Source organism: Rhodoblastus sp. 17X3, from assembly GCF_030056575.1.
GTDB lineage: Bacteria > Pseudomonadota > Alphaproteobacteria > Rhizobiales > Beijerinckiaceae > Rhodoblastus.
Map to the genome: position 1 here is coordinate 15,363 of NZ_JASHHX010000001.1, position 25,903 is coordinate 41,265.

At 61.4% G+C, this 25,903-nt stretch carries 21 protein-coding genes; 14 read left to right on the forward strand and 7 right to left on the reverse strand.

Annotated features, from left to right (window positions below):
• The first annotated feature begins 274 nt into the window (after positions 1 to 274).
• The 5 genes from QM467_RS00090 (at position 275) to QM467_RS00110 (ending at position 6,632) form a co-directional block, all read left to right on the forward strand.
• Positions 275 to 583 carry a hypothetical protein gene (locus QM467_RS00090; protein WP_283364242.1) on the forward strand — a complete coding sequence of 103 codons (309 nt, stop codon included), beginning with the start codon at positions 275 to 277 and terminating at the stop codon, positions 581 to 583.
• A 72-nt stretch (positions 584 to 655) separates the two neighbouring features.
• Entirely contained in the window at positions 656 to 2,020 is a 1,365-nt protein-coding gene (locus QM467_RS00095; protein WP_283364243.1) for an efflux RND transporter periplasmic adaptor subunit, read from the forward strand.
• Positions 2,021 to 2,105: 85 nt separating this feature from the next.
• On the forward strand, positions 2,106 to 2,753 hold the full coding sequence (locus QM467_RS00100; RefSeq protein ID WP_283364244.1) for an ABC transporter ATP-binding protein: 648 nt from the start codon (positions 2,106 to 2,108) through the stop codon (positions 2,751 to 2,753).
• A complete protein-coding gene (locus QM467_RS00105) occupies positions 2,750 to 3,985 on the forward strand; it encodes an ABC transporter permease (RefSeq protein ID WP_283364245.1) in 1,236 nt (411 codons plus the stop codon). The genes QM467_RS00100 and QM467_RS00105 overlap by 4 nt, the downstream gene beginning before the upstream one ends.
• A gap of 571 nt (positions 3,986 to 4,556) precedes the next feature.
• The gene (locus QM467_RS00110) at positions 4,557 to 6,632 is read left to right on the forward strand and encodes a fused MFS/spermidine synthase (RefSeq protein ID WP_283364246.1); all 2,076 of its coding nucleotides are present in this window, start codon (positions 4,557 to 4,559) and stop codon (positions 6,630 to 6,632) included.
• 643 nt (positions 6,633 to 7,275) lie between these two features.
• Here the strand turns inward: QM467_RS00110 and QM467_RS00115 are convergent.
• The 5 genes from QM467_RS00115 to QM467_RS00135 form a co-directional block, all read right to left on the reverse strand.
• Positions 7,276 to 7,689, reverse strand: a complete 414-nt coding sequence (locus tag QM467_RS00115; protein ID WP_283364247.1) for a methylglyoxal synthase — start codon at positions 7,687 to 7,689, stop codon at positions 7,276 to 7,278.
• The gene (gene pgi / locus QM467_RS00120; protein WP_283364248.1) at positions 7,680 to 9,365 is read right to left on the reverse strand and encodes a glucose-6-phosphate isomerase; all 1,686 of its coding nucleotides are present in this window, start codon (positions 9,363 to 9,365) and stop codon (positions 7,680 to 7,682) included. The genes QM467_RS00115 and pgi overlap by 10 nt, the downstream gene beginning before the upstream one ends.
• Before the next feature lie 136 nt (positions 9,366 to 9,501).
• On the reverse strand, positions 9,502 to 10,452 hold the full coding sequence (locus tag QM467_RS00125) for a carbohydrate kinase family protein (RefSeq protein WP_283364249.1): 951 nt from the start codon (positions 10,450 to 10,452) through the stop codon (positions 9,502 to 9,504).
• On the reverse strand, positions 10,449 to 10,940 hold the full coding sequence (locus QM467_RS00130; protein WP_283364250.1) for an RbsD/FucU family protein: 492 nt from the start codon (positions 10,938 to 10,940) through the stop codon (positions 10,449 to 10,451). Before QM467_RS00130 ends, QM467_RS00125 begins: the two co-directional genes overlap by 4 nt.
• On the reverse strand, positions 10,940 to 12,169 hold the full coding sequence (locus QM467_RS00135; protein ID WP_283364251.1) for an ROK family transcriptional regulator: 1,230 nt from the start codon (positions 12,167 to 12,169) through the stop codon (positions 10,940 to 10,942). Before QM467_RS00135 ends, QM467_RS00130 begins: the two co-directional genes overlap by 1 nt.
• Positions 12,170 to 12,440: 271 nt before the next feature.
• On the opposite strand from QM467_RS00135, the gene QM467_RS00140 reads away from it, so the two are divergent.
• The 8 genes from QM467_RS00140 to eda all read left to right on the forward strand — a co-directional run bounded on the left by QM467_RS00140 (position 12,441) and on the right by eda (position 22,389).
• On the forward strand, positions 12,441 to 14,045 hold the full coding sequence (locus QM467_RS00140; protein ID WP_283364252.1) for a sugar ABC transporter ATP-binding protein: 1,605 nt from the start codon (positions 12,441 to 12,443) through the stop codon (positions 14,043 to 14,045).
• A 56-nt stretch (positions 14,046 to 14,101) separates the two neighbouring features.
• A complete protein-coding gene (locus QM467_RS00145; RefSeq protein ID WP_283364728.1) occupies positions 14,102 to 15,079 on the forward strand; it encodes an ABC transporter permease subunit in 978 nt (325 codons plus the stop codon).
• Positions 15,080 to 15,111: 32 nt separating this feature from the next.
• On the forward strand, positions 15,112 to 16,041 hold the full coding sequence (locus QM467_RS00150) for an ABC transporter substrate-binding protein (protein WP_283364253.1): 930 nt from the start codon (positions 15,112 to 15,114) through the stop codon (positions 16,039 to 16,041).
• Between the two features lie 27 nt (positions 16,042 to 16,068).
• Complete coding sequence (locus tag QM467_RS00155) at positions 16,069 to 17,508, forward strand: carbohydrate porin (protein WP_283364254.1); 1,440 nt, start codon at positions 16,069 to 16,071, stop codon at positions 17,506 to 17,508.
• 170 nt (positions 17,509 to 17,678) lie between these two features.
• Positions 17,679 to 19,157 carry a glucose-6-phosphate dehydrogenase gene (gene zwf / locus QM467_RS00160; RefSeq protein WP_283364255.1) on the forward strand — a complete coding sequence of 493 codons (1,479 nt, stop codon included), beginning with the start codon at positions 17,679 to 17,681 and terminating at the stop codon, positions 19,155 to 19,157.
• Positions 19,154 to 19,876, forward strand: coding sequence for a 6-phosphogluconolactonase (gene pgl, locus QM467_RS00165; protein WP_283364256.1), 723 nt, complete (start codon positions 19,154 to 19,156; stop codon positions 19,874 to 19,876). Before zwf ends, pgl begins: the two co-directional genes overlap by 4 nt.
• 39 nt (positions 19,877 to 19,915) lie before the next feature.
• Entirely contained in the window at positions 19,916 to 21,748 is a 1,833-nt protein-coding gene (gene edd, locus QM467_RS00170; RefSeq protein ID WP_283364257.1) for a phosphogluconate dehydratase, read from the forward strand.
• Positions 21,745 to 22,389 (forward strand): bifunctional 4-hydroxy-2-oxoglutarate aldolase/2-dehydro-3-deoxy-phosphogluconate aldolase, encoded by a 645-nt coding sequence (gene eda / locus QM467_RS00175; protein ID WP_283364258.1) that lies wholly within the window; start codon positions 21,745 to 21,747, stop codon positions 22,387 to 22,389. Before edd ends, eda begins: the two co-directional genes overlap by 4 nt.
• Before the next feature lie 671 nt (positions 22,390 to 23,060).
• On the opposite strand, the gene QM467_RS00180 is transcribed toward eda, so the two are convergent.
• Positions 23,061 to 23,327, reverse strand: coding sequence for a hypothetical protein (locus tag QM467_RS00180; RefSeq protein WP_283364259.1), 267 nt, complete (start codon positions 23,325 to 23,327; stop codon positions 23,061 to 23,063).
• 225 nt (positions 23,328 to 23,552) lie between these two features.
• Here QM467_RS00180 and QM467_RS00185 point away from each other — a divergent pair, with 225 nt between their 5' ends.
• Entirely contained in the window at positions 23,553 to 24,548 is a 996-nt protein-coding gene (locus QM467_RS00185) for a helix-turn-helix transcriptional regulator (protein ID WP_283364260.1), read from the forward strand.
• 75 nt (positions 24,549 to 24,623) lie between these two features.
• On the opposite strand, the gene QM467_RS00190 is transcribed toward QM467_RS00185, so the two are convergent.
• Positions 24,624 to 24,869, reverse strand: coding sequence for a hypothetical protein (locus QM467_RS00190; RefSeq protein WP_283364261.1), 246 nt, complete (start codon positions 24,867 to 24,869; stop codon positions 24,624 to 24,626).
• Positions 24,870 to 25,903: the final 1,034 nt, after the last annotated feature.

Sequence of the window (25,903 nt, forward strand, 5' to 3'; positions counted from 1 at the left end):
ATCCGTTCTCGCGACGTTGGAGCGCCTGCGAGACCGGCGATCAGGAACCATTGATCGCCATGCGATCGTCTGCGTAATGCGCCAGCCTGCTGTGGCCTTGGCCTCGTAGCGCAAAACCCGTGGTCGGAGAATCTGACGTTCTTGTGATATTTGCCTCCATTGCTGCTCCACTGCGGCCGTTGGCCTCATGCGTCGGTTAGCGAAGGGCGCAGCGGCGTCTGTTATGACAGATATAGCTCTGCGACCTGATCGGAATTGCGAAAGGAGCTTAGGCATGAAAACCATCATTACATCTTTTGCGGTCGGTGCTGTCCTTGCGTTATCGGCTGCGCAACCGGTCTTGGCCATGGGACAACCGGGCACGTCAGCGGGCGTGAATTGTGGATCCGGCTCCGCCTTATTGACGCCCGGCCATTCGGCGGCGTCGCCAGGTGCGCCGTTCAACGAGCCATCGGCGACGAGTTCGGGCGGCAAGGCCGGACAGGTTTACGCCGGATCGGGTCCGTCGGCCATCCATGCCGGAAGTCCGAACGCGGTCTCCCAATATGACATCGCCTGTCAGAATGTCACACAGAAGCCCTAACGCAGCGTGTCACTTTGCCTCAGCCCCCTTTGGCTAAAGGGGGCGGTCGGCATCCGCGAGAGGTATGGCGCCATGCCTTTCCTGAAACTCGCTATTCCGGTCGGCGTCCTGATCGCGGGGCTAGGCTTTTTTTACGACCAGACGGGCTCGGCGCCGACCTACCTCACCGCTCCAGTCCGGCCGGGGAGGATCGCGACTTTTGTCAAAGCGAGCGGCTCCGTAGAGGCGGTAGTCACTGTCGATGTCAGTTCGCAACTCTCGGGCCGGATTGCCGACGTCTTTGTCGATTTCAATGATTCTGTCAAAGCCGGACAGCCGATTGCACAGCTCGACCAAGACATTTACGCAGCCCGAGTGAACGAGGCGGGCGCCGCATTGCGCGTCGCCCGCGCGACCGCACTGGTGCAAGATGCGGCGCTCGAACGGGCGAAAGTCGAGGTGACAACTGCGCAAACCGCCAAATCGCTTGCGGAAGAGCAGGCGGTCGCGATCAAGACGAAACAAGGCGAACTGGAAAGGGATTTCCAAAGGAAGGTCCAGCTGGAGCGAACGGGCAGCGGTTCGGAACGAGATTTGAGCCAGGCGCGGGCGCTGCGCGACACCGGAGCCTCCGATTTGCGCGCGTCGCTTGCGCAAATTCAGATGAAAGCGGAAGCCATTGCGATTGCTGAAGCAGAAACGCATATGGCCGAGGCAAATCTGGACAATGCGCAAGCGGTCGTCGAGCAAAAACAGGCAGCGCTCGATCAGGCGAAGGTCGACTTCGATCGCACCGTCCTGCGCGCTCCGATTGATGGAATTATCATCAAACGAGACGTCAATCCGGGCCAAACAGTCGCTGTCAGCCTCGAAGCGAAGACATTGTTCAAAATCGCGAATGAGCTGCGGGAGATGGACGTCCAAGGAAAGATCGACGAGGCTGACGTTGGGCAGCTTCGAATTGGCCAGATCGCCAGGTTCACCGTGGACGCCTATCCAGACCAGACCTTCGGCGGCAAAGTCATACAGATCCGCAAAACTCCCGAGGTCGTCCAAAACGTCGTCACTTATACGGCGATCATCTCCGCCCCAAATCCGGATCTCCTGCTCTTACCGGGAATGACGGCCCAGCTTCGGATCGCAGTGAGCGATACCGGCGAGGTTCTCAAAATCCCCGGTCAGGCGTTGCGGTTCCGGCCAAAAATCGAGGGCGGCCAAACGGGAAGCGGATTGGCCGGCAGCCGACTCGGGAACCAAACCCCGCCCCGTTCGAGCGCCATCGTGTGGGTGCTCGGCAGCGATGGACGGCCGAATCCGCTCGCCGTGAAGCTGGGCGCCAGCGACGACACCGGCGCGGCGTTGCTTGACGGCCCGTTGACCAAGGGCCAGGCGTTAATCATCGGGTTCGCGAATTCGCAGAAGCGGAAGGATTATTTCGGGTTTCGGTTGGGGTTCTGACATGCCGCCACTCATCAGCGCCCGCCGACTTTCGAAATTATACCCCTCAGGCGGGACGGTCATTCATGCAGCTTCGGACGTTTCAATGTCCGTCGAAAGCGGCGAATTTATCGCCATTCGCGGGCGATCGGGCTCCGGGAAATCGACCTTGCTCAATATTCTCGGTCTTTTGGAGCGGCCGGATTGCGGCGAATACGTTTTGAGCGGTCGCGCGGTGGCCAGTTTGAGCGAGTCTGCCCGCGCCGTACTAAGGAACCGGGAAATCGGCTTTGTCTTCCAATTGCCAGCCCTCTTGCCGCGGGCGACCGCGCGGGAGAACGTCGAACTGCCGCTGATCTATGCGGGCGCGACCCGCCGCGAGCGGCGCCACAGAGCGGAATCCGCGCTGGATCGGGTTGGTCTGTCCGATCGCATCCGCCACTACCCCAACCAGCTGTCCGGCGGAGAACAGCAGCGGGTCGCCATTGCGCGCGCGCTTGTGAACGATCCAGCGCTCATTTTGGCCGACGAACCGACCGGCGCGCTGGATAGCGTCACCAGCGACCAAATCCTGTCCTTGTTCCAAGATCTTCATCGCGAAGGCCGCACGATCATCATCGTCACGCATGGCGCTGAGGTCGCGCGGCGCGTTGAACGCCAGATCACCTTGCATGACGGGAAGATCATCAAGGATGACGCGGCGCCGAATGAGGGACCGAAACCCGACGATCTTATCCTGAGCGAAAAGCTATGAATCTATTGGAAAGCCTGCGCATCGCCACGACCGCGCTGCGCGCCAACAAGCTGCGAAGCGCATTGACGGCGTTGGGGATCGTCGTCGGGGTAGCGGCGGTGGTTTGCATGGTGTCGGTCGGAGCAGGCGCTCAGGCGGAAGTTTCCGAAAAGATCCGCACCCTTGGCGCCAACCTCCTGTTCGTCGTCCCCGGGGCGCAAAGTTCCGGCGGAGTCAGGCTGGAAGCGGGAACGCGGCCAACATTGACCGAAGAAGACGCGGCGGCAATTCGCCGCGAACTGACGGATGTACAAGTCGCCGCCCCCTTATTGTCGCGCTCCATGCCCCTTGTTGCCGGAAACAGAAACTGGAAGACGCTGGTTGCCGGGATCAACACCGACTATCTGGTGGCCCGTGAATGGCAGATAACAGCGGGCCGCACGTTCGCGGACAGTGAGATGGAATCCGGCGCGAAAGTCGCGATAGTCGGATCGGCCATTGTCGAGGCCTTGTTCGAAGGCCGCGATGGAATCGGCGAGACGGTCCGGATCGGCGCCGCGCCCTTCACGGTCATTGGCGTGTTGGACAAGAAAGGATTAGGCGCGGCCAACCGTAGTCAGGATGATGTCGTCTTCATTCCCCTCTCGACCGCGAAAAGCCGTGTTCTTGGCGCCGTGCGAGGCGCCTCCCGTGACGCCATGGATTTCATTGCGGTCAAGGTCACGGACGCGGCGGCGATGGCGGATGTGACCGGCGAGATACAAATGTTGCTGCGGCAGCGGCATCGCGTTCAGCGTGACGAGCCTGACGATTTCGGAATCGAAAATCCAGCTGACGTCCTGAATGCGAGAGGGGCTTCGGCGCAGATCCTGGGCATTCTGTTGACCGCCGTGGCGTCGGTTTCGCTCGTTGTCGGCGGCATTAGCATCATGAACATCATGCTGGTGTCGGTTACCGAACGCACCAGAGAAATCGGCCTGCGTATGGCGGTCGGGGCGAGCCGCAGCGATGTAAGAAGCCAGTTTCTGATCGAGTCGTCGCTGTTGGCCCTGGTCGGCGGCGTGAGCGGGGCATTACTCGGCGCCGTCGCGGCGGTCCTGATCGCATGGGAGGCCGGCTGGCCTGTCCTGATCAGTCCGCAGTCAATTTTTGTGGCCTGTGGCTTCGCCGGATTGATCGGGACGACGTTTGGCCTTTATCCCGCTCAACGCGCCGCGCGGCTGGATCCGATCGTCGCATTGCGTTTCGAATAGGAACCACGCGCCGACATTGTCCCACGAGTGGCGTTTGGCCAAGCCGGAAACGCCGGCCGCGCAGACGCCGGAGACGCTTATCGCTCGCCAGTGTCTTCTCCGAAAGACTGCTTCGATCCGATTCCGGAAGATAGCCATAGTGCCCGGCAATGTCCGGACTTGGCGCCGAGTTGTCCTTCCTCATTGGACCGCCACTTTGGAGATAGCAGACTCTGGATTCAGCGAACGAACCGGTAATAATGACCCAAGGCGGAAATTCGCGCCGGGAATCCTCATCGGCTCAAATGGGCGGGAACAGGTCCTAGGCCGAAAGGCAGAGATTAAATGGAAAGGGGCCTGAGGGGCTATCATCGCGTCAAGTTGCGAACCAATCGCCGCTTACCAATCCTTCACGGCTTGGGGAGCAGTCTCCTTCAGGGACAAGAAGACCAATGCGAGCTTTCGGCAGTTGCTAGCGGCGATTTCGAAGTTGTGCATCTCACAACCGTCGATATCGACACGAGGCTCTATATTTATCTCCCATTGTCGACGTGCCGTAATTTTAGTGTAACTACTTACCGGGAATCTCAAATTGAAATTGACGTTCGCTCGGAATTCGCCTCAGCGGGGTTTGACATATTCTACCGCCGCCATGGTTTTCATAGGCGCGTTTCTTACGTTTGTGATGGAGCCAATCGTCGGAAGAATGGTGACGCCGTTTTTCGGCGGCGCCGTCCATGTCTGGGCCGTCAGCCTGATGGTCTTTCAGGCGCTGCTCCTTGCGGGATATCTCTATGCACACCTTGTAGCGCCTCGAATTGGCGGTTGGCACCTTATTATCGTTCTAATGCCAATCGTTCAGTTGCCGTTGAGCTTCAGTTCCGCCGTGGCGCCTCAAGCCCCGATTGCGGCATTGACGTTCGGATTGTTCAGTCAGATATCGCTGCCCTTTGTTGTTCTCAGCTCGACCGCCGTCGTCGCGCAGGTTTGGTGGTATCGGACCTCAACCGCCGAGAGCTTGTCGGAGCCATTTTTCCTCTACGGCGTTTCGAACTTCGGGGCGATGGTCGGGCTGCTCGGCTACCCATTCGTGATCGAACCTTTTTTGGGCGTAACGGCGCAACGCTGGATATGGAGCGTCATCTATTTAGCCTATATCGGAGCAACAGCCCTCACATGGCTGATGCTGCGGCCTCGACGAGAAACACGCAGCGTGATTCCACCCGCCAACACGGATCGCGTCGCCTGGACCGTCGTCGGTAGATGGTTGGCGCTGAGCACGGCGTCTTCCGCATTGCTCGTCGCCACGACGAATGTCATCGCTTATGAGGTTGGCTCAATCTCGCTGATATGGGTCTTGCCGCTGGCTTTATATCTCGGAAGCTTCATCGTCGTATTCGCGAGGAGGCCCATCGGTCTCGTTCGCGTCCTGGACGCCTACGCGATCGAAATCGCAATTTGCGCGTTGATATTCGGCCGTATCTTTTTCTTGGGCATATGGGCAATCGCTGGAGTTTTGATTTTATTTTTTGCACTATGTCTCATTGCGAATAGATGTCTCTATCTCCTCCGGCCTCCTTCCAGCCAACTGACTGCATTTTACCTGACGATTGCAGTCGGCGGCCTGATTGGTGGCATGGTGGTCAGCCTTGTTGCGCCCGTCGCCTTTACGACCGTGGCGGAATTCCCGATAGCCGCTCTCGCAGTCGTCGCCGCTAGTTGGCGTTCCAACCGCATCCTGAGATGGTGGCGCTTGCCGATTCTTAAGGGTGGGATGCGATTTACGCTGTTAACGCTGCTGACGGTTGCCTGCATCGGCTTTCTTGTCGTTGCAGATTGGGTAACGGGGCATAGTCAGCATTTTCGCAATTTCTACGGGGTCAAAACCGTCCGGGATATGGCAGCAAAGAACGATGTGCCGGCATATCGCACACTTGCGTATGGGTGGACGATCCATGGCGCGCAGTTCCTGAACGCCGCGCGTCGCGACGAATCTGTTACCTACTATTATCACGGAGGCGCCTTACAGCAAGCGGCAAGCATCAGAGTGCACCCGTCGCGCAGCGCCGTGATTGGTCTGGGCACAGGCGCGAGCGCGATATGGTTCGAAGCGAACGAGCATGTGGACTTCTATGAGATTGATCCGGGGATCGAGGCTTTGGCCCGGGAGCGATTTACGTATCTAAAGGACTCCGTTGCCCGGCTTGAGGTTATTATCGGCGACGCCCGACTGAATTTTGCCGCCCGCGACCGCAATGCGGAGCCATATGACTTTATTCTAGTCGACGCCTTCTCCGGTGACGCCATTCCAACCCATCTTGTGACGCAGGAGGCGTTGGACGTCTACCTCTCTCACCTAGCCGCGGACGGCGTGATCGTATTTCATGTTTCCAATCGGTTTTACGACCTGAGGCCCATAATCAAAGCCATCGCGTTGAGACGAGGTCTCTCAGGCGCGGTGACCGTGACGCTTGATAGATCGAACGTCATCCACACCTCCTCGTCTGTGGTCGTCTTGGCGCGCCAGCCTGAACGTTTGGCGCCTTTGCTGACGGAAAAGCGGTGGTCGGCGTTGGGACGAGATGACAATCTTCCAACGATTGCGCCGTGGACGGACGATTACATTAATATGATTGCTGCGCTTAGAGGTTCGGGATATGGCCGATAGCGGCGCGAGCGGATAGCCAGTTCCGGGTGGCCGAGATCGTCAACATGGATCGCGCCATGTCGCCTTTAGCCCATGATCGAACATTCTGTCCTACGACTCGACGCTCGTGCAACCGCATCGATCAGGGCATGAGCAAATCGATCATCTTCGACACCAATACATGACAATCCTGACGTCGCCTGCCGAATGTTCCACACCGCCGAGACAAGTTCCTCGGGAAGGTCCGCAATGTCCCCGACGGCAGCCGCTGGCGCACCTGCCGCCAACTTCCGAATTGGGTCGACTGCGGTCAACTGCAACACGCCACGGCCGTCTGAGACGTTCGGCGATCGAAATTTCGTTGGCGACCTTAGGCTTTGCAATTAAGCGTCAATTTTCGGTGGTTGCGCCCCCTCGCAACCAAATGGATTTGCTCAACCAAAAGCTCCGGCCCTCCAGCCGGAGTTTTTTTTCGTTTAGACCTCCCGAAGGAGGCAAATCAGGGTGCGCCCACGATCGCCGCGGTGGTTGACGGCAATGATTTGCCGTTAAACGGATGCTTAAAGTCATGGCGCACGCGGCTTCTCCTTGAGGGCCGGAGCATGACGCGCCTTCCGGACCCGAAGAGGCCATCATGCGGGCGGCGGAGTTTTGGGCGGATCTGCTATTTTTGTCCGCTCAGGTTCGCGTCTGGCGACTTGGGTCTGAGCATTCCGCTCGCGACAATCTGGTCGGCGCTGGCGGAGTTGAAGGCGCAGGGCGTGTCGTAGACGAGGGCGAGCCGCAGGAGCGCCTTCACATCGACGTCATGCGGCATGGACGTGAGCGGGTCGGGGAAGAAGACCAGAAGATCAATCTTTCCTTCCGCGATCATGGCGCCGATTTGCTGGTCGCCGCCGAGGGGACCTGACTTCACGAGATCGATGTGGAGGTCCGGGCAGGACTCGTGGAGCAATGTTCCGGTCGACGCCGTGCCGATCAACCGATGGGCGCGCAAATGCGCCTGATGGCGGATGACCCATTCGGCGAGGACCCTTTTCTTTTCGTCATGGGCGATGACGGCGATAGTCAGGGGCATGGCGAGACCTCGGCGGGGCGGGAATATTGCGGCGTCGGCGATGCAAGCGTTCGAAGATGCGCGATCAGGCCGAAGGTCGACGCATCCTTGCCGGTCGCAGTCTCGACGCCCGAAACGATGGGAAGGAGGTTTGTCGCGAGTTCCTTGCCGAGTTCGACGCCCCATTGATCGAAGGCGTTGATATTGAAGATGGCGGCTTCCACGAAAACGCGATGCTCGTAGAGCGCGATCAGACGTCCCAGCGCATAGGGGTCGAGTTTGCGATAGGCGATTGTTGTCGACGGGCGATTGCCGGGAAAGGCTTTATGCGGCGCGAGCGCTCGCGCCGCCGCCGCGTCGCCTGTTTTTGCAAGATGGATCGACTCGGCTTCGGCGGCGCTCCTCCCAATCATCAGCGCCTCAGATTGCGCGAGGCAATTTGCGACCAGGAGCAAATGGTGGTGGGCGAGATCCGCTTCGTGTCCCTGCGCCGCGACAATGAATTCGCACGGGATGACGTCGGCGCCCTGGTGCAGCAGTTGATAGAACGCGTGCTGGCCGTTCGTGCCCGGTTCGCCCCAGATGATCGGGCCGGTCGGCCGCGTCACGGGCGCGCCGCAAAGGGTCACGCCTTTACCGTTCGATTCCATGTCGAGTTGTTGAAGATAGGCGGGCAGGCGGTGAAGCCGCTGGTCATAGGGAAGGATGGCCCGCGAGGGATAACCGCAAATATTGCGATGCCAGATTCCGACCAGGCCGAGCAAAACCGGTAAATTTTCATGCAAGGGCGCGGACCGGAAATGTTCGTCCATCGCGAAGGCCCCAGCGAGAAAAGCTTTGAAGCGCGCCTCGCCGATGGCCAGCATCAAGGGGAGGCCGATAGACGACCAGATCGAATAGCGGCCGCCAACCCAGTCCCCGAAACCGAAGATTCGATCTGGCGCGACGCCAAATTCGGCGGCTCGATCGACCGCATTGGAAAGGGCCACAAGATGCGCGGTCGTCGCCGCGTCGCCAAGCGTGTTCGCGAGCCAATCGCGCGCCCCATTGGCGTTGGTCATGGTTTCGATTGTCGTGAAGGTTTTGGAGGCGGCGATGACGAGCGTCCGCGCCGGATCCAAATTTTTGATCGTATCCGCGAGATGGGCGCCATCCACATTCGAAACGAAGTGCAGACGCGGCCCGTCATGATAGGGAGCGAGCGCCTGCACGGTCATGACGGGGCCCAGATCCGAACCGCCGATGCCGATGTGGATCACATCGGAAAAGCTTTGTCCGCGCGCGGTCTTGATCGAGCCGGAGCGGACGCCTTCGGCGAAACGGCCGAGGCGCACGAGTTCGTCGCGTATTCCCGGCATGACGTCCTTGCCGTCCACGACGACCGGACGATCTGTTTGATTTCTCAGCGCCGTATGCAGCACGGCGCGATTTTCGGTGATGTTGATTGGCGCGCCATCGAACATCGCTTCCCGCTTTTGGGCGACTTCGCAGGCCTCGGCCAGTTGAAGGAGAAGTTCGAGCGCGGGCTTGCTCAGCGCGGTCTTTGAAAAATCGAGCAGCAGATCGTCCAGCCCGGCCGAGAAGGCTTCGAAGCGGGTCTCGTCGTCGGCGAAGAGATCGATGAGCGAATGATGCGCCGTTCTCTCATGCTCGATTGCAAGCTGCTTCCAGATCTTTTCGATTGCATCGCTTTTCATGGTTTTGAAGCCTCATTTGGGTCATCGGGCGGCTAATCCGAGGCAGCCGAAAGCCGCCGCCGTCTCGCGAACGTCGTGATGGACTGCCTCTGTCTTGCTTTGCACGCGGGCGAGCGAGCGCCGGATGTCGCGTCGTTTACCCGCTGACCATCGCCGCGACGTCCGTCTTGCTCGGCAGGTCCGCGCCTTGCCGGGAACAGGTGATGGCGGCCGCCGTCACCGCGAAATCAATGGCGCGCCCGACTTCCTGCGCGGTCAGACCGGCGACGCCGCTCTTGCTCAATTGCCCGGACTTGTTGAGATAGCTCAGGATCGCGGCGTGAAAGGTGTCGCCCGCGCCGACCGTATCAACGACATCGACCCGTTTTCCGGGGACGGCAATTGTCTCGCCGCTTTTCAGATAGCCGGTCGCGCCGTTGCCGCCGTGGGTGACGAGCACCAGCGTTGCGCCCGCCGCGAACCATCCGGCGACGACCTCGTCGATCGAGGCCTCTTCCCCATAGGCTAGGGCGATGTCTTCCTCACTCGCCTTGACGATGTCGGCCAGCGACAGAAAGGCGTCAAAGCGTCTCTTCCAGGCTGCGAGATCGGGCGTGACGGTCAGGCGAAGATTGGGATCGACCGATATGACCCGGCGCGCGGCTTCCCGCTGCGCCAGCGCGAGATAGGAATCCGCAACCGGCGCCACAGCCAATGTGTAGGAGCCGAAAGTCAGCGCGTGAACGTCGTCCGGCAAGCGGTTTGGCATCATCGAGAAGGCGACTTCCCGGTCCGCCTTGCCTTCGCCGTGAAACGAATAGCTGGGCTGGCCCGAGGAATCGGTCGTGATGACTGAAATGGTCGTCAGCCGGTCCGAGTCGATGACGAATTTGAGGTCGACCCGCTCGGCTTCCAGCTTTCGCCGCAGGGCCAGGCCGAAACGGTCGGAGGAAATCCCGCCGCAAAAGGCGACCTTTTCGTCGAGACGGGCGAGGCCGATCGCGACATTCATGGGCGAACCGCCGAGCGTGACCCGCGCCGCCAGTCCTGAATCCGGATTTTCATCGACGAACAGATCGACCAGGGCTTCGCCGCAAACGAGGATCATTGCGCAAGCCTTTCGATCTGGCGGGGCCGCCGGCCCTTTTCGGTTACGTCGTCGCGCGCCTCGACGTCTTCTTCAATGACGCCCTTGCGCAGGATGATATTGCCGTAAAGACGCCGTTCGCCGGTCGCCAAAATCAGATAGGCGGATTTGACGCGTTCGTAGAACGACTCGCCCAACAGTGGCGCGACAGGGAGTCCCGGCTCATAGGCGGCGACGAGTTCGTCGAATTCAAAATGGATTGCATGCGCGGGGCGATCGGGCGGGACGGGTCGGAAGGCTGCTGCTTCAACCATGCGATCGAGCGGCAACACGGTCAGGATGGCCTCGAGCATGGCGGTCGCCGAATGGCCATCGGCGCGCAGGCAGCGTTTGGCGTGGGCCTGCGCGGGATAGTTGGCGTCCACGATGGCGATTTCATCGCCATGCCCCATCGCGCGCAACGCGCACAACAGTTCGGGTCCGAGCAAGGGATCGATGCCCTTGAGCATCATGCGTCTCCTTTGAAAAGAACATTCTGGTCGAGCAGAAAACGGGAGAAGAAAGGGAGGCTCGCGGCGCCCATGGCGCGGGCGGTCGCGCCGATCGACCCTTCGTCGATCTCGAAAGGCGAAAGCCCCTGAAGATCGGAGGCGCGCGCTTTTTCGCGCACCAGAGCGACGAGCCGCTGCCGTATTTCGGCGGGAAAGCCGCCGTCGATGATCACACGGCTGAAATCGAGTACGGACACCGAGGCGACGATGGCCTGGGCGAGGGCGTCCGAAGCTTCCTCGAGCCAATCGTCAAGGATCGAGCCGAGGCCATCCCACGCCTGGGATTTGAAGAAGGCGACCGGATCGATGTTGGCGGCGATCAGACGTTGCTCCAGGCTGTGCAGCGAAGCCGAATGGATCAGTTGTCGCTTTTCCAAAACGCCGGTCTTTCTGTTCCTGACGAGGACAGGCATCGAGCCGAGCGCGCCGGCGTTGCCCTGACGCCCCGGATAGAGTGAGCCATTCAGAACGATGCCGCCTCCGGCGAAATAGCCGATGAAGAAATAGAGGAAGTCTTCGTGTTCGCGGCCCTTGCCGAACGTCAGCTCGGCGCCGCAGGCGGAGGTCGCGTCATTCGAGATTGAAACCGGCAATCCCGACAGGGTTTCGAGGTCGGTTTGCAGATTGCAGTTCCGCCAGGCCTCGAGTGCTGCGTCGGGAGCCCCGACTTCGCTGCACCAGTTCCACAGTTCGAAGGGAACCGCGACGCCAAGGCCGGCGATCCTTTGCTGCTGCGCGCCGCTCAATTTGCTGGTCAGCTCGTTGAGGCCCTTGGTGGTGAACGTCAGAATTTCGCCAACATCCGGATAGGCGTAGGAGCAGCGGATCTGGTCGCGAACGGAGCCGACAAAGTCCATCAGCATGAGGTGGGCGGTGCGGCGGCCGATGTGGAGCCCGAGCGCATAGGCGCCGTCGGGATTGAGTTTCAACGGCACCGAGGGCTGGCCGACCCGGCCGCGGCTGGGCTCCATGCGCAGCAGCAATCCATCCGCTTCAAGCGACCTCACGATGACGGAAGCCGTCTGCGCCGACAGGCTGGTCATCCTGGCGATTTCGGCCTTTGGCAGATGGCCGAAACGGCGCACGAGGGAAAGGACGAGCCGCTCATTATAGGCCCGAACTCCGAGAAGATTGGTGCCGCGAGATTTCTCTCCGGCCAGGGGCGTCGCAGCTGCGTCAAATATCATCAGGGCTGTCCAGAAACGAAGAAACGCGGAAATTCTCTATTGTGGCTTGGCGCGGCGCAAGCGCCGCCTTTTGGCGTCGAGGCCTGTGCGTTGTTCTCAACATGCACCAGATCGGCGTCTGCGTCAATTATTAAACCAAAATGATTTATCTATTGACAAGGGAGCGAACTGGTGGGAGGTTGGATCACCAGAACAGACACAGAGGCGCGACAAACAGCGTCCGATCGATGAGCAAGGCTCATTCAAGACCGTGTCAGTCGGGGAGGGAAACATGTCGGAGATCGAATTGCGATCGGCTGGCCCGATCCTGGAGATGCGCAATATCTCCAAGACGTTCGGCAAGCTCAGGGCGCTGCGCAATGTGCAATTCAGCGTCGCCCAAGGCGAAATCCACGCCTTGATGGGCGAAAACGGCGCCGGGAAATCGACGCTCATGAAAATTCTCGCCGGGGCCATCCGCCCCGACGCCGGATCCGAAATTTCAATCGGCGGAACCTTGGTCGCCATGACCGGGCCAATGGCCGCAAAGGCGCTCGGCGTCGCGGTCATTTACCAGGAGCTTTCGCTCTCTCCCAATCTGAGCGTCGCCGAGAACATCTATCTCGGGCGCGAGCTTCGGGGGAAAGGGCTAGCCGCCGGCTGGCTCGATCGGGCGGCGATGATCGAAGGCTCGGCCGATGTGCTTCGCCGCCTCGGAGCTTCGTTCACGGCGGACGCCAAGGTTTGCGATCTCACCCTTGCCGAGCGGCAGCTCGTCGAGATCGCGCGCGCCGTCCATTCCAATTCGAAAATCCTGATCATGGACGAGCCGACGACGACGCTTTCCGAGCGCGAAACCGAACGGCTTTTCACGATCATTCGCGCGCTGCGCGATGAAGGTCTCGCCATCGTCTACATCAGCCACCGCATGGAAGAGATCTATGAGCTCTCCGATCGGGTGACGGTCTTGCGTGACGGAACCTATGTCGGAACGCTCGAAACGCATGCGATCAGCCCCAGCGCCATCGTGCAGATGATGGTCGGGCGCGACATTTCGACCTTCTACAAAAAGAATCACGACGCCCATAATCTTCGCGGCAAGCCGATCCTTTCGGTCAAGGGAATGTCCGACGCCCGGCGCGTCAAGGGCTGCTCGCTCGAACTGCATGAGAACGAGGTCCTCGGCATCGCCGGACTGGTTGGCGCCGGACGCACCGAATTGGCGCGCCTGATTTACGGAGCCGACAAAGCGAGCGCCGGGAGCGTCGCGGTCGATGGCGTCGTCAAGCGGATCGCGACGCCGCTCGACGCCATTCGCGCCGGCATTCTCTATCTGACCGAGGATCGCAAGGAGCTTGGGCTCTTCCTCGACATGTCCATCTGCAACAACATCAATGTCGGGGTCGCCAGCCGGGACGCGCGGATGGGCGGACTGCTCAATTTCCGCAGAAGCCGGGAACGAAGCGCCCAGGCGATCAAGGATCTCAACATCAAGGTGTCTTCGCCGAAGGGACTCGTCGGCGCGCTTTCGGGCGGCAATCAGCAGAAGGTCCTGCTGTCGCGGCTGCTGGAGTTGAATCCTCGGGTGCTGATCCTCGACGAGCCCACGCGGGGCGTCGACATTGGCGCCAAATCCGAGATTTATCGCCTGATCGACAATCTGGCCCAGCGAGGCATCGGCGTCATCGTCATCTCGTCGGAATTGCCCGAGCTGATCGGCATTTGCGATCGGGTTCTGGTGATGCGCGAGGGCTGCATCGCTGGCGAACTAGGCGGTCCGTCCAACGCCGCGATCAACCAGAACAATATCGCCGCCATTCTGACGGCCGCATCCGAATGCGATGTCCCCGAGCATCGCCACACCCACTATTCAAACCTGGAAAGCCGCGCATCATGAACGCATCAACCGGGAATGCCTTGCAGGATGCTTTGAAGAAGCATCAGCTCAATTTCATGCCGCTCATCCAGACGATGGGCATGCTGCCGGTTCTCCTCATTCTGTGCATCCTGTTCCAATTGGTCACGGGATATGCGGAAACCGCCGATTTCAGCCATGCGTGGCAAAGCGGCCGGTTTCTGAGCTGGCAAAATCTATCCATCATCGCCCAGCAGGCTTCCATCAATACGGTCTTGGGCGCCGGGATGACCTTCGTCATATTGACGGGGGGAATCGATCTCTCGGTCGGGTCGATCCTTGCAGCCTCCGCAATGGTCGCCGTCTCGATTTCCCTGGTCCCCGGCGCCTCCTTTCTGGCTTTCCCCGCGGCGCTCGCCGGAGGTCTGGTCCTGGGCCTGTGCAATGGCGGACTGATCGCCTTCCTGCGGCTGCCGCCCTTCATCGTGACGCTTGGGTCGATGACGGCTGTGCGCGGTCTTGCCCGGTTGCTCGGCAATGACACAACCGTCTTCAATCCCGATCTACCCTTTGCCTTCATCGGCAATGGCTCGATCTTCAACATCCCCTGGCTCGTTGTCATCGCTTTCGCGACCGTCGTGATCTCCTGGGCGGTCCTGCGCCGTACGGTGCTCGGCCTGCACATCTATGCGGTCGGCGGCAGCCCCGACGCCGCACGGCTATCCGGCATCAGGGTGCCGCTTGTTCTGCTCTTCGTCTATGGCGTCTCGGGCCTTCTGTCCGGCCTCGGCGGCGCCATGTCCGCGGCGCGCCTCTATGCCGCCAACGGCCTGCAGCTCGGCCAGTCCTATGAGCTCGACGCCATCGCCGCGGTCATTCTGGGCGGAACCAGCTTCGTCGGCGGCGTCGGTTCGATCTGGGGAACCCTGATCGGCGCGCTGATCATCTCGGTCCTGACCAATGGCCTTGTCCTGACCGGCGTCTCGGACATCTGGCAATTCATCATCAAGGGCTTCGTCATCATCGGCGCTGTTGCGCTCGACCGCTATCGCCTGCGCGGCTCCGCGCGGACCTGAAACGACACGAAAAAATCAACGGGAGGAAGAAAATGTCTAAATTGAAAATCGCGGGCGCGCTGCTTGCCGTCATGCTGACGCTGCCGGCGGAAGCGAAGGAACTCAAGTCGGTCGGCATTTCGCTCGCCTCGCTGGGCAATCCCTTCTTCGTCGCCATCTCGAAGGGCGCGGCGGCGGAGGCGCAAAAAATCAACCCGGGAGTCAAGGTGACGACCCTGGGTTATGATTACGACCTCAACAAGCAATTCAACCAGATCGACAATTTCATCGCCGCCGGCGTCGATCTCATCCTGCTCAACCCGGGCGACCCCCATGCGGTCGCCCCCGCGATCAAGCGTGCGCAAGCCGCCGGCATTGTCGTGGTGGCGGTGGACACCGCCGCCGATGGCGCCGACATCACGATCATGACCGACAATGTGAAAGCTGGCGAAGAAGCCTGCCAGTTCATTGTCGACAAGCTTGGCGGGAAGGGCGACGTTATCATCGAAAACGGCCCGCAGGTTTCTTCGGTGATCGATCGCGTGACAGGCTGCAAGAAGGCGTTCTCGGCTGCTCCCGGAATCAAGGTTCTCTCCGCCGATCAGGACGCCAAAGGCTCGCGCGACGGCGGCCTTGCCGTGATGCAGGGATACCTGACCCGTTACCCCAAGCTCGACGCCGTTTTCACGATCAATGATCCGCAGGCCATCGGCAGCGATCTCGCCGCCAAGCAGCTCGGGCGCACGAATATTGTCATCACGTCCGTCGATGGCGCGCCCGATATCGAAAAGGCGCTGAAGGCGAACACCCTGATCGAGGCGTCCGCCAGCCAGGACCCTTATGCGATGGCGAAGCTTGGCGTGCAGCTCGGCAATGACCTGCTCAACGGGAAAAAGCCTGCCGCCGCCACCACGCTCATCCCGCCTCAGCTTGTGACCCGGAAAAACGTGTCCGACTATGCGGGCTGGGAATCTCATCGTTAAGCGCAATCGGTCGGGAGGGAGGACGAAATGACACGAGTTTCAATCGCAGCCTTGGCCGGATCGGTGGCGCTGTTCATGGGAGCGCAAGCCTTCGCGCAGCAAGCGGGTTCGGACAAGGCGGTCGCCACGCCCGGTTTCGGCGCCAGCGCCAGCGACCTTGTCGGCGCGCAGGTGCAGAACAGTTTCGCCAATGTCGGGCAGACCCTGTACGACCATGGCGTTACCGTGTCGTCCAGCTATACGGCTGAGCCGGCGGGCAATCCGGTCGGCGGAATAAGCCGAGGCGCCACCTATGCTGGCCAGGTCTATTTCGGCCTGGACATCGACCTCGGCAAAATGCTCGCCTCGCAAGCGGCGAAAGACACTTTTGTCCATTTCGCCATGGTCGATCGGCAGGGCATCCAATTGTCCCGCTATTATATCGGAAGCTCGATCGGACCTCAGGAAATCTATGGCATCCAGAGCGTGCATCTCGCGGTGTTCACGCTCGAGCGCAAGTTCTTCGACGATCGCCTGGATGTCACGATCGGGCGCAGCCCCGCCAATATCGCCTTCCTGGATTCGCCGATCTATTGCCATTTCATGGTGAACTCGACCTGCGGCAATCCGGCGCTGATCTATTTCGCCAGTAATTTTTCCGGCTTTCCGTCGTCGAGCTGGGGCGGCGACGTCAAGGCCTGGCTGACCGACAAGATCTACCTCCACGGCGGCGTCTGGGAGGTCAATCCTCTCGATCACGACCAGGCCTATCCATGGGGCATCTGGAGTACGGCCAATGCGACCGGCGCGATCGTCCCCTTCGAGGCCGGCTATGCGACCAGCTTCAAGAATGACGATCTGCCGCGTCATTACCAGATTGGCGGCTGGGTTGACCGCTCCACCTATACCAGCCCGATTTATTCCGAAAACGGCGGCTTCGCTGCGATCAATGGCCAGCCCTACGCGACCTTGTTCGGCCGTTCCGGCGTCTGGGCGCGGTTCGACCAGATGATCACGCGGCCCGATCCCCATTCCAATCGCGGCCTGACCGTTTTCGGCGTCTTCATGAGCGCGACCTCCGGTCAGCCGGTCATGCAGCAATATTACGAACTCGGGCTGCTGCAGCAGGGAACCTTCGCAGGGCGCGACGCCGATACGCTCGGTTTCGTCGTCAACCTGGAGAAGTGGAGCGACAACGCGCTCAATAATGTCCGGCTGGCGCGCGCGACGGTTGGCAGCTTCACAAAGCCGCCGCCCTACATGGTCATGATGGAGCTGAACTACGGCTGGCAGATCACGCCGGCGGTCCAGCTTTCGCCGAACCTGCAGGCTATCATCAACCCGGACAACCTCAACGAGCCGAAGCGGGCGAGCAATATTCCGAGCGCCTTCATCGTCGGCTTCAAATTGAATGTCGACCTCGCGAAAGCAGCCGGGATTGGCGCCGAGGATATCAGCAGGAATGAGCGGCAGCTGAAGGTGTTCTGACCTCGTCCGACGTGGCTGAAAATTCTGTCGTCAAGACATTCAGCCGCGCCGCTCCCGAACTTCGCGCAAAATTTTCACCCTACGCCGCCGGGCCGCCTCAGCGCGCCGGCGCCGCCTGAACACGAACATGCGGATCGATCACCGTGAAACACGAGACAGGTTTCTCTGCAATGACCACACAAATTCTGCAAGTCGAGCCGTTCGATCTGGTGGTTTTCGGCGGGACCGGGGATCTGTCCTATCGCAAGCTTTATCCGGCCTTGTTCCGCCGCCATATCGAGGGCCAGCTTTCGCCGGGGACACGCATCGTCGGCGTGTCGCGCCAGCGCATGAGCCGCGACGAATTCGCCTTCGCCGTCGCCGATGCGCTGAAGCGTTTCGATCCGGCCCACGTCAAGGACTCCGACGCGCTTGAAGCCTTCGTCGCCTTGCTGGATTACGTCACCGTGGATGCGGGCGGCGACGCAGGATGGGCCGATCTCGGGACAATTCTGGGAGACGATCCGGCGCGCGTCCGGGCTTTCTATCTCGCCACATCGCCCGAATTATTCGGCAAGATCGCGAACCGGCTTTCAGCGCATCAATTGATCACGCCGGCGGCGCGCGTGATCGTCGAAAAGCCCATCGGCAAGGATGGCGCGTCGGCCGCCGCGATCAACGACGCCCTGGGCGCTGTGTTCGCGGAAAGCCAGATTTACCGCATCGATCATTATCTCGGCAAGGAGACGGTTCAGAACCTGATGGCCTTGCGTTTCGCCAACGCCCTGTTCGAGCCGCTCTGGAACTCCGGCCATATCGATCACGTGCAGATCACCGTGTCCGAAAGCATCGGCGTCGAAAGCCGCGCAGGTTATTACGACAAATCCGGCGCGCTGCGGGACATGGTGCAAAACCATCTCCTGCAACTGCTCTGTCTCGTCGCGATGGAGCCGCCGGCGTCGCTGACCGCCGACGCCGTGCGCGATGAAAAGCGCAAGGTGCTCCAGTCGCTGCTGAAGATCGACGCGGGCAACGCCTCGGAGCGGACCGTGCGCGGACAATATCGCGCGGGCGCGGCGTTCGGCGAGGCCGTGCGCGGCTATGTCGACGAAGTCGGCGATCCCGACACCGTCACCGAGACCTTCGTCGCGTTGAAACTCGAAATCGAGAACTGGCGCTGGGCGGGCGTTCCCTTTTATCTGCGCACCGGCAAGAGATTGCCCGAACGCATTTCCGAAATCGTCGTGGTCTTCCGCAAAGCTCCGCACGCCTTGTTTCCATCGAGCGCCGGCAAGGTTCACCAGACCAAGCTTGTCATCAGGCTCCAACCCGATGAAGGCATCAAGCTCTGGCTGATGATCAAGGAGCCGGGGCCGGGAGGCTTCCGCCTTCAGCATGTGCCGCTCGATATGAGCTTCGCCGAAGCCTTCGGCGTTCATACCCCCGAGGCCTATGAGCGGCTGCTGATGGACGTGATCCGGGGCAACGCCACCTTGTTCATGCGGCGCGACGAAGTCGAGGCCGCCTGGGCGTTCATCGACCCGATCCGTCAGGCCTGGGCGGAGTCGAAAGAGGCGCCGCGTCCCTATGTCGCGGGCAGTTGGGGGCCGTCGGCCTCGATCGCCCTGATCGAGCGCGACGGCCGGACCTGGGTCGAGGACGGCGAATGAGCGAGTCCCGGTCCAAAGGCCCAACGCCAGTCGCGCTGCGAACTTTCGAGACAAGCGAGGCGCTGGCCAGCGCGCTGGCCCGTCGGGTCGCCGCAGCTTTGGCGGAGCGGCTGCAAACTGCCCCCCGTGCTATTCTGGCCGTGTCGGGCGGCTCAACGCCGCTTCAGTTTTTCGAAGCGCTTTCCGCGCAGCCAATCGACTGGGGCGCGGTCGACATCACGCTGGTCGACGAGCGTTGGGTCGGCGAATTGTCCGGACGCTCGAACGCCCGATTGGTGCGCAATTGTCTTTTGCGCGGCGGCGCGGCTGCGGCGCGGTTCATCCCGCTGACCAGTCCGAGTCCGTCGCCTGAAGGCGGAATTGAGGAGGTCGCCGCTCGTATCGACGCTCTGTCGTTCCCTTTGGCGGTCGCCGTCCTTGGCATGGGCGAGGACGGCCACACCGCCTCGTTCTTCCCGAACGGCGACGGTCTGGCGGAAGCCCTGAACCCTTCGACCAAGCGGAAAGTGGCGATCGTCCGCGCGCCCGGGGCCGTCGAGCCGCGCGTCACGCTCAACTTTCCAACGCTCAGGAACGCCGGCCTGATCCTTCTGCACATCGAAGGCGAGGCGAAGCTGCGCGCCTTGCGCGCGGCCGAACAGCCGGGGCCGGTCGAAGACATGCCCATTCGCGCATTTTTGCGCGGCGACCGGCCGCTGGAGACGTTCTGGCGCGCCTGACGTTGCTGACGCAAGGCGATCAGAAATCGAGGACAGATCATGGCTATTTTGAACGACAGAATTGGCGACGTCACCGGGGCGATCGCCCGGCGCAGCAGGGACGCGCGGACGCGCTATCTTGACCGGATCGCCGCCGCCGCGTCCGCCGCGCCTCAGCGCCGGCGCCTGGGCTGCGCCAATCAGGCGCATGGCTTCGCCGCCTGCGCTGCCGATGACAAGGAGGCGCTGCGCAAGGGTTCGACGCCAAATCTGGGCATCGTCACCGCCTATAACGATATGCTCTCCGCCCACAGGCCCTATGAGCGCTATCCCGAACTGATCCGGTCCGCGGCGCGCGCGTTTGGCGCGACGGCCCAGGTCGCCGGCGGCGTCCCCGCCATGTGCGACGGGATCACGCAGGGCGAGGCCGGCATGGAGCTGTCGCTATTCTCGCGCGACGTCATCGCCCTGGCGGTGGCCGTCGCGCTGTCGCATCAGACCTTCGACGCCGTGGCGCTGCTCGGCATCTGCGACAAGATCGTTCCGGGGCTCGTGATCGGCGCCTTGTCCTTCGGGCATCTGCCGGCCATTTTCATTCCTTCGGGACCTATGCCCTCGGGCGTCCCGAACGCCGAGAAAAACCGCGTCCGCCAGCTCTTCGCCGAGGGCAAGGTCGATCGGGCCGCACTGCTGGAGGTGGAGGCGCGTTCCTATCATGCGCCGGGCACCTGCACATTCTACGGCACGGCCAACACCAACGAGATGCTCATGGAATTCATGGGCCTGCATCTTCCGGGCTCATCCTTCGTCAACCCGGATACGCCCTTGCGCGACGCCTTGACCCGGGCTGCGGTCCGGCAGGTCATCGCCCACAGCGCATTGGGCGCGCAATTCCTGCCTGTCGGCCAGATGATCGACGAGCGTTCCGTCGTCAATGCGATGGCGGGCCTTGCCGCAACCGGCGGCTCGACCAACGCCGTAATCCATCTCGTCGCCATGGCGGCGGCGGCAGGATTGACGCTGGACCTGCGCGATTTCGAACAGGTCGCCGAAGTCACGCCCCTGCTGGCGCGGGTCTATCCGAACGGTCAGGCCGACGTGAACCAGTTTCATGCTGCGGGCGGCACCGTCTATGTCATCCGCGAATTGCTGGGCGCCGGGCTGCTGCATGCGGACGCCGCCACCGTTTTTGGCGGGACCTTGGCCTCCTACTGCCAGGAGCCGACCCTCGGCGACGACGGAGAAGTCGCCTGGCGCGAAGGTCCGGCGTCGAGTGGGGACGATGCGATCTTGCGCGGCGTGCAGGCGCCCTTCAGCGCCACGGGCGGCTTGCGCATCCTCGAAGGCGATCTCGGCAGGGCGGTGATCAAAACCTCCGCGGTCGCGCCGGAGCGGCATATCATCGAGGCGCCGGCGCTGGTGTTCCATTCGCAGGAGGCGCTGCAGGCGGCCTTCAAGGCGGGGGAGCTCGAGCGCGATTTCATCGCCGTCATACGCTTTCAGGGGCCGCGCGCGATCGGCATGCCGGAATTGCACAAGCTGACGCCGCCGCTCGGCGTCTTGCAGGATCGAGGCTTCAAGGTCGCGCTCGTCACCGATGGCCGGATGTCGGGCGCTTCGGGCAAAGTTCCCGCGGCGATCCATCTGACGCCGGAAGCTCTGGACGGCGGCCCCATCGCCAAAGTCCAGGATGGCGACATCATTCGGCTCGATGCTGTCGCCGGTACGCTGACGGTTCTGGTTCCCGCCGAGGAATGGGCGGCGCGTCCGCTCGCCAGCGAAGATCTCTCCGCCTCGCATGTGGGAACGGGCCGCGAGCTCTTTTCCCAGTTTCGCGCTTCGGTCGGGTCCGCCGACAGGGGCGCAAGCATCTTCTCAGGAGCGAAAGCATGACGACGCAACTTCCGCAAGACGGCCTCGAAGACATTCTACGCCGCGCGCCGGTCGTCCCTGTCGTCGTGATCGAGAAGCTGGCTGACGCGGCGCCATTAGCGCGCGCCCTTGTGGCCGGCGGACTGTCCGCCATCGAAGTGACGCTGCGGACCGAGGCGGCGCTGGAAGCGATCCGCATCATCGCCGCCGAAGTCGAAGGCGCGGTGGTCGGCGTCGGGACGGTGCTAAATCCGCGTCAACTTGCGGCGGCGCAGGAAGCTGGAGCGCGCTTTGCGGTGTCGCCGGGGGCGACGGAAGCTTTGCTGGACGCGGCAGACTCTTCGGGCGCGCTGCTCTTGCCGGGCGTCGCCAATGCGTCCCAGGCCATGGCGTTGATCGAGCGGGGCTACCGCTTCGCAAAGTTCTTCCCCGCCGAGCCGGCGGGCGGAGCGCCCTATCTGAAGGCGCTGGCTTCGCCCTTGCCGCAATTGCGCTTTTGTCCGACGGGAGGCGTGACGCTCGAAAGCGCGCCGAGCTATCTTGCCCTTCCGAACATCATTTGCGTCGGCGGCTCCTGGATGCTCAAGCCCGAATTGATTGCGGCGGGTGATTGGGGGGCGGTGAAGGCGGCCAGCGAACGGGCGGCGCAACTGACGAATTGATGCGCCCGACAAATCTCACGGCGCCATCGCGAAAGTCGTCTCAGTGTTCGGGAGCCGGATTTCCGCCGAGACAATGGCGGATTGATCAGTCGACCAGCGTCTGGAAGCGGACGCTCTCCTGCCTGCCGCGCCCGGTTTTCGGAGAGGAAACTTGACAGCGATATATTCGTCCCCGAATTGAATTGGCGCGCCCAGGGAGAAGCCGACGGACCGGCCGGAAATCGAGGCTTGGAGCGAACCATCTCCTCCCGGTTCTGCTCGGAAAGGCGGGCCTCGTTCCTGGACAAGGCCCGTCGCGCAAAGGCGCCGATCACCGCGGATTTATCCGCCTGCCGCCGTCGCCCGTGATCAGGTCGAAATGAATGCGGCTCTCAATCTCGTAAATCGAAAAGGAATCCTCGCAGGAGCGCGGCCATATCTGCTGCGCCTGAGCGACTGCGTCGTCGAAATCCGGCGCGGACGCCACAGGATATCCGTTGAGGCAGACCAGATATCTGGTCTCGGCGGGATCGCTCGGCGATCGGGTTTGTTGATATGATTTACGCTCACACATAAGCACTCTCTTTTCTACAAAGGAATTTCAAAAAGGCTGGATTTACTGTCGGCGGCAGGAACAATATCGACGTAGTTGGTATTGAAGGCAGGCTTGAACTCCCCGTGTCTTGCCGGCGTCAGAATTTGAGCCGCTTGAGACGCGGGGCGACGGTGATGATCTGACCGTCGTCGGCGACGACGAGATAGCCGTCGAGCCGGTCCGCGACCCGCGCATAGGCGTCGGCTCCCAAGGCGTTCCGGGCGCGGCGGCGGGCCGAGCGATCCATGAAGCAGATGTCGGCGCCGTGCCGGCGGACGCTCCGGCCATAGTCAAGAAGCGTGGCGACGACTTCGGGGCGGACGCCGCGCTGCTGGCAGCGCATTTCAGCGTGTCTCGTAAGCATGGCGATTTCCTTCATCTGCGTTGAAATGAAAATTGCACGCCGGGACGACAGAAACGGACATCTGAACAAAGCATAAACGGGATATTCAGGGCGTCCTGGACGCCGAATTCGCCCGCTTGGCGCCCTGCGGCGCTGAAGTCGACCGGCGGCGCCCGCCCCCTGTTGTCCTGTTCAAGGCTTCGCCTGTAGCATGGGGGTGACAGATAGTGTCATGGGAGTGGGTGGATGTCGTTCGCCAAGGCCGATCAGCTTCTCGAACTCGCGACATTGGCGGCTGGTCGCCATACCGGCATCACGCTGGACGATGTGACGGAGCGTTTCCGCTGCGCACATCGCACGGCTCAGAGGATGATGGGCGCGCTCGAGGATTCGTTTCCCGACGTCGTCGCCTCGTTTGGCGAGGACGGGCGCAAACGCTGGCGATTCGAGGGCGGACACCTCCGCGATCTGATGAGCCTCGCGCCTGAGGAACTGGCGGCGCTCGACCTCGCCATCTCAGAACTGGGCCGCTCCGGATCGGAGCCGGAAGTTCGCGCTTTGCACCGGCTGAAGGACAAGATCCTGACTCTGGTGCCCCGGCGTTCGATGGCGCGGCTCGAAACCGACCACGAAGCCTTGCTGGAGGCGCAGGGGGTCATCGCCCGGCCCGGCCCGCGGCCCAAGTTCGACGAGGCGGCGGGAGAAGCGATCCTCGAAGCCCTCAAGAGCTGCCGCATTCTCGAGCTGCGTTACCGCTCCCGGAAGGATGAAGCGGCAAAAATCCGCCTTGTCGCGCCTTATGGGGTCCTTGCCGGCGCGCGCCGCTATATCGTCGGGCGCCCCGTCAACGACCCGCATGGCGCAATCCGCACCTATCGGCTTGACGGCGTCGACGCGGCGCGCGTCACCGACCAGCCTTTCGTCCGCCCGGGCAATTTCGATCTTCAGACTTTCGCCAACCGGGCCTTCGGCGTCTATCAGAATGACGCCGAATATGGCGACGTGGCGTGGCGGTTCTGTCCCGAAGCGGCGGAGCATGCGCGGCTTTACCAGTTTCACCCGGATCAGACGATGGAGGACGAGGCCGATGGCTCGCTCGTCGTTCGTTTCAGGGCGTCTGGCCAGCTGGAGATGTGCTGGCACCTCTATGCGTGGGGCGACAAGGTCGAGGTCATTGAGCCCCAGTCATTGAAGCAACTGGTGGCCGCCCACAGGCGGAGCGATTTTCCAGCCATGCCCTGATCTGCTGAACGCGCGGGACGCGTCAGACGCGTTTCTGTTCATCCGATGCTTCGCCGAAGAAGGCCCCAGCGCCTATCACTCGGGGTTGCATTGAATGATCATCTTCGGCGGGGCGCCCTGGGGCTGCACCTCCGCACTCGGCGCATTGCGATCGAGATAGCAATTCTGAATCTTTCCGGAGCGCACATTAACGCGCCAGACGAACGGATTGCCATGCGAGTCGGTGCCCGCCGAGATCTGGTATGAATCGCTGACATTCCCGAGAAGGATTGTAAGGGCGATAATCGCCGCGCCCACGATGACAGCGAACTGGTTGGTCATTTGAACAATCCTCCTGTTCCCGGAATGGGCGGCGATGTGGACTTCCATGGTCAGCTGGAATTGGCGCTACTTGTCATTTCCCGTTCAGATCCTGTCCAATCTGGCCGGCTTCCTTTCTTGGGGGGCGGCCCTACGGGCCGCCGATTGGCTCTTTGAGAGGAGGCAAACGCCCGCGACGCGCGCGTCATCAAATCGCTCGCTTGCCAGCGGCCTCACACGAAAACCGAGCGGCTGGCGAATTCGAACCCGGCGCGAGGGATACCCAGGGTTTTGATCGAGCGTGCTCGAATCCCTACAACGCCTTTCGCAAAGCGTCCGCCGGGCCGTTCTCCGGCATGTGGGGGCACACCAGAAAAGCAATGTCTGAATTTGTTTAGACGCGCTGCGAAAGCAAATGGCGCGAGACGCCCCCGAACGTTCTCGATCGCCAATGTTTTACTTCAGCGCCATCTCCCGAATGTCGACGGCTTTAATCTCGCCGCCGGGCCTGTCGCAGGCGTCAGGACGGCGGATTCACGTTGCTGGCGCGACGTGAGTTGCGCTCCGGCCGATAAGGGACTGCGAAATGCGCGTGAAATGAACGTCATCGATCCATCTGCCCTTTCACGCGGAACCGCCTTCGAGCAATGCCATGAAGATAAATTACATTAAATTAAGCAGTATGAAAACAGCGAAAATAGATTGGGCGACGAAATGAAAGGGACGTGAACGGAATGGGCCGTTGGTTTTCGCCTTTGCGCCTCCTTGGGCTCGTCAAAAGCGATGATTGGCATATTCAGGCTCGTGCCGGGGCGGCGGCGGCGCGAAGGTTGAGGGCGCGCGACGCCGGCGGCCGATCCTCTCCGCTTAATGGCGCCATTAGCGGATTAATCGCGAGGGACTGCGAAGTTTAGCAAGGACAAGTCGTTGCTGCGTTGCGGGATAAAGTGTCGCTGGCACGTTTTTGCCATAGTTGCGATTTAGGTCTGGAATATATGGCTCGTACAAGTGATTCGTAATCGAGCCTGGTTTCTGGGGCAGCCAAGGGTTGCTTG

Excerpts from the sequence above, each read along its gene's own strand:
- QM467_RS00185 (WP_283364260.1), top strand. The coding sequence starts at position 23,553 with ATGTCGTTCGCCAAGGCCGATCAGCTTCTCGAACTCGCGACATTGGCG.
- QM467_RS00145 (WP_283364728.1), top strand. The coding sequence starts at position 14,102 with ATGCCGCTCATCCAGACGATGGGCATGCTGCCGGTTCTCCTCATTCTG.
- edd (WP_283364257.1), top strand. The coding sequence starts at position 19,916 with ATGGCTATTTTGAACGACAGAATTGGCGACGTCACCGGGGCGATCGCC.
- pgl (WP_283364256.1), top strand. The coding sequence starts at position 19,154 with ATGAGCGAGTCCCGGTCCAAAGGCCCAACGCCAGTCGCGCTGCGAACT.
- QM467_RS00135 (WP_283364251.1), bottom strand. The coding sequence starts at position 12,169 with ATGATATTTGACGCAGCTGCGACGCCCCTGGCCGGAGAGAAATCTCGC.
- QM467_RS00130 (WP_283364250.1), bottom strand. The coding sequence starts at position 10,940 with ATGCTCAAGGGCATCGATCCCTTGCTCGGACCCGAACTGTTGTGCGCG.
- QM467_RS00090 (WP_283364242.1), top strand. The coding sequence starts at position 275 with ATGAAAACCATCATTACATCTTTTGCGGTCGGTGCTGTCCTTGCGTTA.
- QM467_RS00115 (WP_283364247.1), bottom strand. The coding sequence starts at position 7,689 with ATGCCCCTGACTATCGCCGTCATCGCCCATGACGAAAAGAAAAGGGTC.
- QM467_RS00140 (WP_283364252.1), top strand. The coding sequence starts at position 12,441 with ATGTCGGAGATCGAATTGCGATCGGCTGGCCCGATCCTGGAGATGCGC.
- QM467_RS00180 (WP_283364259.1), bottom strand. The coding sequence starts at position 23,327 with ATGCTTACGAGACACGCTGAAATGCGCTGCCAGCAGCGCGGCGTCCGC.
- QM467_RS00155 (WP_283364254.1), top strand. The coding sequence starts at position 16,069 with ATGACACGAGTTTCAATCGCAGCCTTGGCCGGATCGGTGGCGCTGTTC.
- zwf (WP_283364255.1), top strand. The coding sequence starts at position 17,679 with ATGACCACACAAATTCTGCAAGTCGAGCCGTTCGATCTGGTGGTTTTC.
- QM467_RS00150 (WP_283364253.1), top strand. The coding sequence starts at position 15,112 with ATGTCTAAATTGAAAATCGCGGGCGCGCTGCTTGCCGTCATGCTGACG.
- QM467_RS00125 (WP_283364249.1), bottom strand. The coding sequence starts at position 10,452 with ATGATCCTCGTTTGCGGCGAAGCCCTGGTCGATCTGTTCGTCGATGAA.
- QM467_RS00190 (WP_283364261.1), bottom strand. The coding sequence starts at position 24,869 with ATGACCAACCAGTTCGCTGTCATCGTGGGCGCGGCGATTATCGCCCTT.
- QM467_RS00105 (WP_283364245.1), top strand. The coding sequence starts at position 2,750 with ATGAATCTATTGGAAAGCCTGCGCATCGCCACGACCGCGCTGCGCGCC.
- eda (WP_283364258.1), top strand. The coding sequence starts at position 21,745 with ATGACGACGCAACTTCCGCAAGACGGCCTCGAAGACATTCTACGCCGC.
- QM467_RS00095 (WP_283364243.1), top strand. The coding sequence starts at position 656 with ATGCCTTTCCTGAAACTCGCTATTCCGGTCGGCGTCCTGATCGCGGGG.
- pgi (WP_283364248.1), bottom strand. The coding sequence starts at position 9,365 with ATGAAAAGCGATGCAATCGAAAAGATCTGGAAGCAGCTTGCAATCGAG.
- QM467_RS00100 (WP_283364244.1), top strand. The coding sequence starts at position 2,106 with ATGTCCGTCGAAAGCGGCGAATTTATCGCCATTCGCGGGCGATCGGGC.